The sequence below is a fragment of the Longispora sp. NPDC051575 genome (assembly GCF_040681875.1).
GTDB lineage: Bacteria > Actinomycetota > Actinomycetes > Mycobacteriales > Micromonosporaceae > Longispora.
The window spans coordinates 633,164-641,772 of record NZ_JBFAZP010000008.1 but is presented as its reverse complement, the minus strand read 5'-3'; the positions used below and the strand labels follow the sequence as shown (position 1 = coordinate 641,772).

Annotated in this window: 5 protein-coding genes, 1 rRNA gene and 1 pseudogene; 4 read left to right on the top strand and 3 right to left on the bottom strand. The window is 70.7% G+C overall.

Annotation, left to right across the window (positions count from 1 at the left end; genetic code table 11):
* From AB0M43_RS27055 to AB0M43_RS27045, 3 genes and pseudogenes are all read right to left on the bottom strand, one after another.
* Nucleotides 1–61, bottom strand: a 16S ribosomal RNA gene (locus AB0M43_RS27055); the annotation flags it as partial.
* A 1,190-nt stretch (nucleotides 62–1,251) separates the two neighbouring features.
* A pseudogene (gene uvrA, locus AB0M43_RS27050) lies at nucleotides 1,252–4,113 on the bottom strand (excinuclease ABC subunit UvrA); the annotation flags it as partial.
* A gap of 41 nt (nucleotides 4,114–4,154) precedes the next feature.
* A complete protein-coding gene (locus AB0M43_RS27045) occupies nucleotides 4,155–4,778 on the bottom strand; it encodes a hypothetical protein (RefSeq protein ID WP_363728548.1) in 624 nt (207 codons plus the stop codon).
* 58 nt (nucleotides 4,779–4,836) lie between these two features.
* Between AB0M43_RS27045 and AB0M43_RS27040 the strand changes: the two genes are divergently transcribed.
* From AB0M43_RS27040 to AB0M43_RS27025, 4 genes are all read left to right on the top strand, one after another.
* Nucleotides 4,837–5,544, top strand: coding sequence for a maleylpyruvate isomerase family mycothiol-dependent enzyme (locus AB0M43_RS27040; protein ID WP_363728547.1), 708 nt, complete (start codon nucleotides 4,837–4,839; stop codon nucleotides 5,542–5,544).
* Between the two features lies 1 nt (nucleotide 5,545).
* Nucleotides 5,546–6,157, top strand: coding sequence for an MBL fold metallo-hydrolase (locus tag AB0M43_RS27035; protein ID WP_363728546.1), 612 nt, complete (start codon nucleotides 5,546–5,548; stop codon nucleotides 6,155–6,157).
* A 115-nt stretch (nucleotides 6,158–6,272) separates the two neighbouring features.
* Nucleotides 6,273–7,010, top strand: coding sequence for a hypothetical protein (locus AB0M43_RS27030; protein WP_363728545.1), 738 nt, complete (start codon nucleotides 6,273–6,275; stop codon nucleotides 7,008–7,010).
* A 96-nt stretch (nucleotides 7,011–7,106) separates the two neighbouring features.
* On the top strand, nucleotides 7,107–8,606 hold the full coding sequence (locus AB0M43_RS27025) for a CYTH and CHAD domain-containing protein (protein WP_363728544.1): 1,500 nt from the start codon (nucleotides 7,107–7,109) through the stop codon (nucleotides 8,604–8,606).
* The last annotated feature ends 3 nt before the right edge of the window (nucleotides 8,607–8,609 follow it).

Below are 8,609 nucleotides of genomic sequence, written 5' to 3'. Positions count from 1 at the left end.
CTTGCATGTGTTAAGCACGCCGCCAGCGTTCGTCCTGAGCCAGGATCAAACTCTCCAATAAGGTTTGTTCGCCCCGGCAAGGACTAGCTGACAAAGATAAATCCTTGCCGCTGTTGTCCATTACCAAAGGAATCCACATCTGACACCAGAACCAAAGTCCCAGTGCCGACGGGGTAAATCATAATTGGCACTAACTTTCCGACACCCTGTTGAGTTCTCAAAGAACAAACACACACCACTCAGCAACCGATTAAGTCACCCTGGGGTTTTTGTTTACCGCTTATCTTGCTTGAGTTACTCTAGCAGGCCCATTCTCGCGTCTCAAACCGGGGTATTAATCCCTGTCGATCTGCTTGGTTCTGCTTTTTGGCTACCGGCCCGGCCACTCGCGATCAACTCCGTGGAGTGATCCGCTCGCCCGGCTCGCTGGCGCCTCTAGCAACTCTACCCGGTCGGTCTCGCTTTGCAAAATCGGCCCTCGCGGCCCGACTCGCTGCACCACCCGGCACCCGATCCCCCCAGCTAGGCCAGCTGGATCAGGTCACCCCTCGGGTTCGTCGCTTTCCGGTTGTTTCTTCCGGTCCGCCCCGTTCCCTCCGGGCAGAGAGAAAGTTACGCGACGGTTCACCGTCGGGTCAAATCGAGGCGGCGTGGCAGCGGTCACCCGCTGTCGGCCAGGGCGGACTTCGGGGGACTTCCAGGCAGTCGAACGGACATCGTCCCAGGTCAGATGCGGTCCCGATCACGTCCGGATCACGGGCGACTCGCGAAGCCGACAGTGTGCCGTCGGGGCTCGGATCGTGTCCGTCGGGCTCGGATCGGAAGCCGCCGTCCCGGGCGGGCGGGTCCAGGCTGGAAGGCGGCGCCCCAGATGGAGCGAGTCCGGGCCAGGAGCCGGTGAACCGGAGGGGCGGCGCGGGCCAGGAGCTGGCGCCCCGGGTGGAACGAGTCCGGGCCGGGAGCCGGTAGACCGGAGGGACGGCGCGGGCCCCGCCACCAGGGAGGTGACGGGGCCCGGGACACGTGCGGTTACTTCTTGGCGGCCTTCGTCGCCGTCTTGCGGGCGGCCACCTTCTTCGGGGCGGCCTCGGTGGTCGGCTCCACAGCCATCTTCGAGGCCGCGGTCTTCTGAGCACCCGCCTTCGGGGCAACCGACTTCGCAGCTGCCGCCTTCGGCGCCGCCCCGGCCTGAGGAGCGGCCACCGCCCTGGCGGCCGTCACCGCCTTGGCGGTCGCCTTCTTCGGCGCACCGGCGGCCGCGATCGGGGACTGCCCCTCCAGGAGCGGGCGCAGGTACGCCCCCGTGTGGCTGGCCTCCACCTCGATCACCTGCTCGGGGGTGCCCTCGGCCACGACCAGGCCGCCCCGGCGTCCGCCCTCGGGGCCCATGTCGATCAGCCAGTCCGAGGTCTTGATGACGTCGAGGTTGTGCTCGATCACGATCACCGTGTTGCCCTTGTCCACGAGGCTGTGCAGCACCATGAGGAGCTTGCGGACGTCCTCGAAGTGCAGTCCGGTGGTGGGCTCGTCCAGGACGTACACCGTTCGGCCGGTGGAGCGCTTCTGGAGCTCGGCGGCCAGCTTCACCCGCTGGGCCTCACCGCCGGACAGGGTCGGGGCGCTCTGGCCCAGCCGGACGTAGCCCAGGCCCACGTCGACCAGCGTCTTCAGGTGCCGGTGGATCGAGGTGATCGGCTCGAAGAACTCCGCGCCCTCCTCGATCGACATGTTCAGCACGTCGGAGATGGTCTTCCCCTTGTAGTGCACCTCGAGGGTCTCGCGGTTGTAACGGTCGCCCTTGCAGACCTCACAGGGCACGTACACATCCGGGAGGAAGTTCATTTCGATCTTGATCGTGCCGTCGCCCGCGCACGCCTCGCACCGGCCGCCCTTCACGTTGAAGGAGAACCGCCCCGGGGTGTAGCCGCGGACCTTCGCCTCGACCGTCTCCGCGAAGAGTTTGCGGATGTTGTCGAACACCCCGGTGTACGTCGCCGGGTTGGACCGCGGGGTCCGGCCGATCGCGGACTGGTCAACGCCGACCACCTTGTCCACGTGCTCCAGGCCGGTGATCCGGGTGTGCCGGCCCGGGACCAGGCGCGCGCCGTTGATCTGGTTGGCCAGCACCGTGTAGAGGATGTCGTTGACCAGGGTCGACTTGCCCGAGCCGGACACCCCGGTGACGGAGATGAACTGGCCGAGCGGGAACGCCACGTCGAGGCCGTGCAGGTTGTGCTCGCGGGCGCCCTTGACCACGAGTTCGCGGCCCTTGGTGCGGGGGCGGCGGATCGCGGGGACCGGGATGGCGGTCCGGCCGGAGAGGTAGGACCCGGTGAGGGACTTCTCGTTGGCGAGCAGGTCGTCGACCGTGCCGGAGTGCACGATGTGCCCGCCGTGCTCGCCGGCGCCGGGGCCGATGTCGACGATCCAGTCGGCGGTGCGGATGGTGTCCTCGTCGTGCTCGACCACGATCAGGGTGTTGCCCAGGTTGCGCAGCCGGACCAGGGTCTCGATCAGGCGGTGGTTGTCGCGCTGGTGCAGGCCGATCGAGGGCTCGTCCAGGACGTAGAGGACGCCGACGAGGCCCGAGCCGATCTGGGTGGCGAGCCGGATCCGCTGCGCCTCGCCGCCGGACAGGGTCGCGGCGGCCCGGTCGAGGGACAGGTAGTCGAGGCCGACGTCGAGGAGGAAGGTCAGTCGGGCGGTGATCTCCTTGAGCACCCGTTCGGCGATCATCTTCTGCCGGTTGTTCAGCTCCAGCTTCGCCAGCAGCTCGACGCACTCGCCGATCGACAGGGCGCACAGCTCGGCGATGTTCTTGCCGTCGATCAGGACGGCGAGGACCTCGGGCTTGAGCCGGGTGCCGCCGCAGTCCGGGCAGGGGACGTCGCGCATGTAGCCGGCGAACTTGTCGCGGCTCCACTCCGACTCGGTCTCCTCGTGCCGGCGCTCCAGCCAGGGCAGGACGCCCTCGAAGTTGGCGTAGTAGGAGCGCTCGCGGCCGTACCGGTTGCGCCACTTGACGTGCAGCTGGGTGTCCGCGCCGTACAGGATGGCCTTCTGGGCGCGGGCCGGCAGCGCGCGCCACGGCTTGTCCATGTCGAAGGAGAGCTGCTCGGCGAGGGCGGTGAGGAGTCGCTGGTAGTACTCCGAGGTCTGGCCGCCGGACCAGGGCTGGATCGCGCCGTCGGCGAGGCTGCGCTCCGGGTCGGGGACGATCAGGTCGGGGTCGACCTCCTTGCGGACGCCCAGGCCGGTGCAGGTGGGGCAGGCGCCGTAGGGGGCGTTGAAGGAGAAGGTGCGCGGTTCGAGGGACTCGATCGACAGCGGGTGGTCGTTAGGGCAGGCGAAGTGCTCGGAGAACCGGCGCTCGCGGGCCGGGTCGTCCTCCGGGAGGTCCACGAAGTCGACGAGCAGGATGCCGGCGGCCAGGCCGAGGGCGGTCTCGACCGAGTCGGTGATGCGCTGCTTGGCGGACTTCTTCACCGCGAGCCGGTCGACGACCACCTCAATGGTGTGCTTCTCCTGCTTCTTCAGGGTCGGCGGCTCGGTCAGGGAGTGCACGACCCCGTCGACCCTCGCCCTCGCGTAACCCTTCGACTGGAGTTCGTGGAAGAGGTCCACGTACTCCCCCTTGCGGCCGCGGATCACCGGGGCGAGGACCTGGAACCGGGTGCCCTCCTCCATGGCGAGGAGGCGGTCGACGATCTGCTGGGGGGTCTGCCGGCTGATCGCCTCGCCGCACAGCGGGCAGTGCGGCTCGCCGATCCGGGCGTAGAGCAGGCGGAGGTAGTCGGACACCTCGGTGATGGTGCCGACCGTGGAGCGCGGGTTGCGGGAGGTGGACTTCTGGTCGATCGAGACGGCCGGGGACAGGCCCTCGATGAAGTCGACGTCCGGTTTGTCCATCTGGCCGAGGAACTGGCGCGCGTAGGCCGACAGCGACTCGACGTAGCGGCGCTGGCCCTCGGCGAAGATGGTGTCGAACGCCAGGCTCGATTTGCCCGAACCGGACAGACCGGTGAAGACGATCAGCGCGTCGCGCGGGAGGTCGAGGCTGACGTCGCGCAGGTTGTGCTCTCGCGCGCCACGGATGATCAATCGGTCCAACACGATGCGACCCTCACGAAGTTTTTCGGCGGTGACGTACCCGGTCAGCGCCCAGACGGGCGCCAGTCAGCCACTGTATCCGTGCCCTCTGACATTTTGTGTCTGCCCAGCTGGCGGGGCAGTTTGGGGGTGTCGGGGACCCGACTAATCTCCAGGACGACGCCGCCGTCGGGGAGCACGATCAGCCCCTCGTCGGTGACGGTCTCCAGGCTCGTGACCACCGACCGTCCCACGCCGAGCAGACCCAGGGTGAACCCGACCGGGAACGGCACCGGCGGGGCCGCGACTGTCGGCAGGTCCTCCGGGCGCCAGCCGGCCGGGTCGTCGAGGAGGACGGCGTCGAGGTTGGCGGCCAGGGCGCGCGCCTCGCCGGGCCACACCCAGGTGGTCCGGCGCGGGAGTACCGCCTCGATGGTCTTCGGGCCGTCGGTCCAGGACCGCAGGACGACCCAGTCCCCCACGCAGGGCATGGTGAGCGGCGAGCGGGCGCCGCGGGAGAGCATGGCGCCGCCGAGGCTGCCCCGGACGATGCCCGCGGCGGTGTAGATCACGCAGATTCCCTGGTCGACTCTGAGCACGCGTCCGGGGCGCAGGCCCCGACGTCGGTACGGGGCGAACGCCGCGGCCAGGTCCTCGCCCCAGCCCAGGGAGTCAAGATCAATGCTCATCAGGGGATCCACGCTAGGTTCAACGGCCCCCGCGTTCCAGCCGATTATCCTGCATCACATGACCACCGACCCACTGGCCCTCCTGGCCGAACTCGAGCGCGCGACGGCGCGGCTCGCCCGTACCGTCGGGGGGCTGACCGACAAAGAGGTCGCCTCACCCTCCCTCCTACCCGGTTGGACCCGGGGCCATGTGCTCACCCACCTGGCCCGCAACGCCGACGGACTGGTCAACCTGCTGACGTGGGCGGAGACGGGGGTGCGGACCCCGATGTACACCAGCTACGAGGACCGGACGGCCGCCGTGGAGGCCGGGGCGGGCCGACCGGCCGCCGAACATGTCGCGGATGTGACCGACGCCTCGCGGGCGTTCGCGGAGCGGGCCGCCACGGTGCCGGCGGACGCCTGGAACACGGTGGTCTGGACCCTCAACGAGAAGCGGATCCCGGCGCTGACCGTGCCGTGGCTGCGGCTCAAGGAGGTGGAGATCCACCACGCGGACCTGGATGTCGACTACGGTTCGGAGTCCTGGCCCGAGTCGTTCGTCCGGCGGTTGCTGCGCGAGGTGACGCACGACTACACCGGTCGCAAGGACGCGCCCCGGATGGTGCTGACGGCCACCGACCTGGGGGCGCAGTACGTGGTCGGGGACGGGGAGGGCGCGCCGACGGTCAGCGGGCCCGGGCACGCGCTCGCCGCGTGGTTGATCGGAAGAGGGGCACACAAGTCGCTGGTCGGGACGTTGCCGACCCTGCCGAGCTGGGGCTGAGATGGACACGCACGAGACCACCGACCTGATCATCAAGAAGTTGTCCGTCGGCTCGTTCGACAACAACGCGTACCTGCTGCGCTGCCGGCGTACCGGCGAACAGTTGTTGATCGACGCGGCGGCCGAGCCGGACCGCCTGCTGGAGCTGGTCGGACCCGACGGGCTGGCGACGGTCGTCACCACGCACCGGCACCCCGACCACTGGCAGGGGCTCGCCGAGGTGCTGGAGTCGACCGGGGCGGCGTCGGTGGCGCACGCCGACGACATCGAGGGACTGCCGGTCGCGGCGGACCCGGTCGGGCCGACGGTGCGGGTCGGCGAGGTGGACCTGGACGTGATCCACCTGGTCGGGCACACCCCGGGCTCGATCGCGCTGCACTACCGGGACCCGTCAGGTGTCGGACACCTGTGGACTGGAGATAGTTTGTTCCCGGGTGGCGTCGGGAACACCCAGGGCGACGCGGAACGCTTCGCCTCCCTGATCCACGACGTGCGGACCAAGCTGTTCGACCGGTTCCCCGACGACACCACGGTCTACCCGGGGCACGGCGCGGACACCACCCTCGGCCGCGAGCGGCCCGCCCTGCCCGAGTGGGAGGCGCGCGGCTGGTGACCGCCGGAGTGACGGGCGTCGCCCACACAGTGACGCTCGTCAACTTTTGGGGGGCATAGGACCGATTTCCACTACCCTCAGATGCACACAACACCAACGTGCCGAGGGAGGTCCGGTGTCCGTCGTCGACGCCTCCGTGCCCACGCTCCCGGGTGCCCTCGACAGCCTGTTCGCGCACGCCGCCGACCGGGCCGCGCCGCCGCTGGAACGGATCCGGTTCATGGCGAACTGCGCGAGCGCCCTGGACGAGCTGTACATGTCCGGTGACGCGGGCCGGCGTCCCGACCTGGCCGCCGACTGGCTGCGCGCGCTGACCGCCGAGGCGGTGCCGACGCTCACCGCCGCCGGGGTCACGCTCGTCGACTGGACCGACCTGCCGACGGCGAGGGCCGACCGGCTCAGCGGGTACTTCCGGGACCGGGTGCTGCCCGTGCTCACCCCGATGGCCGTCGACCGGGCCCGGCCGTTCCCGCACGTCCGGGGGCTGGCCCTGCACCTCGCCGTGCTGCTGGACAACCCCGACGGCGGGCCGCACCTGTTCGCCTCCGTGCGGATGCCGACCACCACGCCCCGGTTCCTGCCCGTCGGGTCCGGGCGCTACCTGCCCGTCGAGGACCTCGTCGTGCGGCACCTGCCCGACCTGTTCCCCGGGATGCGGCTGGTCGACTGGCACGCCTTCCGGGTCACCCGGTCGGCGCCCGGCACCCCGCCGGTCCGGCTGGAGGTCGACGCCGACGTGTGCGACCGGGCGCTGGACCTGCTGCTGGACGAGCTCGAGGTGCGGCCCGAGGACGTGCTCCGGCTGTCGGGGCTGCTGGACCTGTCCGCGTTCCGCGAGCTCTACACGGGCTGAAAACCCTTCGTCTGGTACCGGATGACGGTTTGGTCCTTCTTCGTCCCGCCTGGTCAACCGGTTGGCAGTGCCCCCGGCGCGTCCTAGGGTTGGTCCATGGAGGAGGAACGCAAGTTCGAGGTCGACGAGGCGTTCACCCTGCCGGCGGAGCTCCTCGACGACCCGGCAGTGTTCGCCCTGGCCCCCGTGCGGTTGCGCGCGACATACTTCGACACCGCCGACCTGCGGCTCGCCCGCGCCGGCGCGTCGCTGCGGTTCCGCACCGGCGACGCCGAACCGTGGACGGTCAAACTGCCCACCGACCTGCCCGGGATCCGGCACGAGGTCAGCCTCGCCGGGCCGTCCGGGCGGGTCCCGGCGGAACTGGCGGACCTCGTGACCACCTTCCGCCGGTCCGAACCGCTCGCGCCCGTCATCGTGCTCCGCACCGTCCGGCAGCCCTACGAGGTGCGCGACGAGGCCGGCGCGGTGCTCGCCGAACTCGTCGACGACCACGTCAGCGTGCTCGTCGGGCGGCGGGTCGTCACCCGGTTCCGCGAGATCGAGGTCGAACGCAAACACGGCGGGCGCGACGTCCTCGACCGGGTCGCCGCGACCCTGACGACCGCCGGGGCCGTCGAGGGCGAGTTCACCGCCAAACACGTCCGGGCGCTCGGCTCCCCCGCCACCGCCCCCGCCGACCTGGCCGCCTCACCCCGGCCCGTGTCCCGGAAGAAGGCCACCGCCGCCGACGTGGTCGCCGGGGGCATCCGCCGCGACATCGGCCTCATCGTCGCGCACGACCCGCTCGTCCGGCTCCGCGCCGAGGTCGGGCAGGGCGACACCGCCGTGCACCAAATGCGGGTCGGCTGCCGCCGGCTCCGCAGCCGGCTGCGGACGTTCGCGCCGCTGCTCGACCCGCGCTGGGCCGACCCGCTGCGCGCCGAACTGGCCTGGCTCGCCGGTGTGCTCGGCGGGGTCCGCGACGCCGAGGTGCTCCGGGCCCGGCTCGCCGCGACCGCCGCCAAGGACCCGCTCGCGCCCCTGGACCCCGGACTCGTCGCCGAACTCGACGCGGCACTCGCCGACCGGCACCGCGACGCGCTGCGGGAACTCGACACGGCGCTGACGTCCGAGCGGTACCTGGTGCTCCTCGACCTGCTCGTCACCGTCGCCGCCAACCCCGGCATCGGGCGCGCCGGGCGGGCACGGGCCGCCGAGGCGCTGCCGCCGTTCGTCGCCCGGACCTGGAAGAAGCTGCTCAAGGACGTGCGCGGGCTGCGGGACGACGGGCCCGACGACGGGTGGCACGCGGCGCGGGTGCGGGCCAAGCGGGCCCGGTACGCGGTCGAGGCGGTGGTCGGGGTCGTGGGGCGGCCGGCCAGGAGGTTGGCCTCGGCGTTGGCCGCCGTGCAGGGGGAGCTCGGGGAGCATCAGGACGCCGCGATGGCCGCCGAGGCGTGGCTGGAGCTGGGGGCGGTGGATCCCGGGCGGTACGGGGTGGTCGTGGGGCGGTTGGTGGAGCGGGAGCGGGGGGCTGTGGTGGCGGCCCGGGGGAGATTCGGTGGGGTGTGGGCTGGGGCTCGGCGGGGGAAGGTGACGGAGTGGCTCGGGTGAGGC

Coding starts and splice junctions, on each gene's coding strand:
- AB0M43_RS27045 (WP_363728548.1), bottom strand. CDS start 4,778: ATGAGCATTGATCTTGACTCCCTGGGCTGGGGCGAGGACCTGGCCGCG.
- AB0M43_RS27040 (WP_363728547.1), top strand. CDS start 4,837: ATGACCACCGACCCACTGGCCCTCCTGGCCGAACTCGAGCGCGCGACG.
- AB0M43_RS27035 (WP_363728546.1), top strand. CDS start 5,546: ATGGACACGCACGAGACCACCGACCTGATCATCAAGAAGTTGTCCGTC.
- AB0M43_RS27025 (WP_363728544.1), top strand. CDS start 7,107: ATGGAGGAGGAACGCAAGTTCGAGGTCGACGAGGCGTTCACCCTGCCG.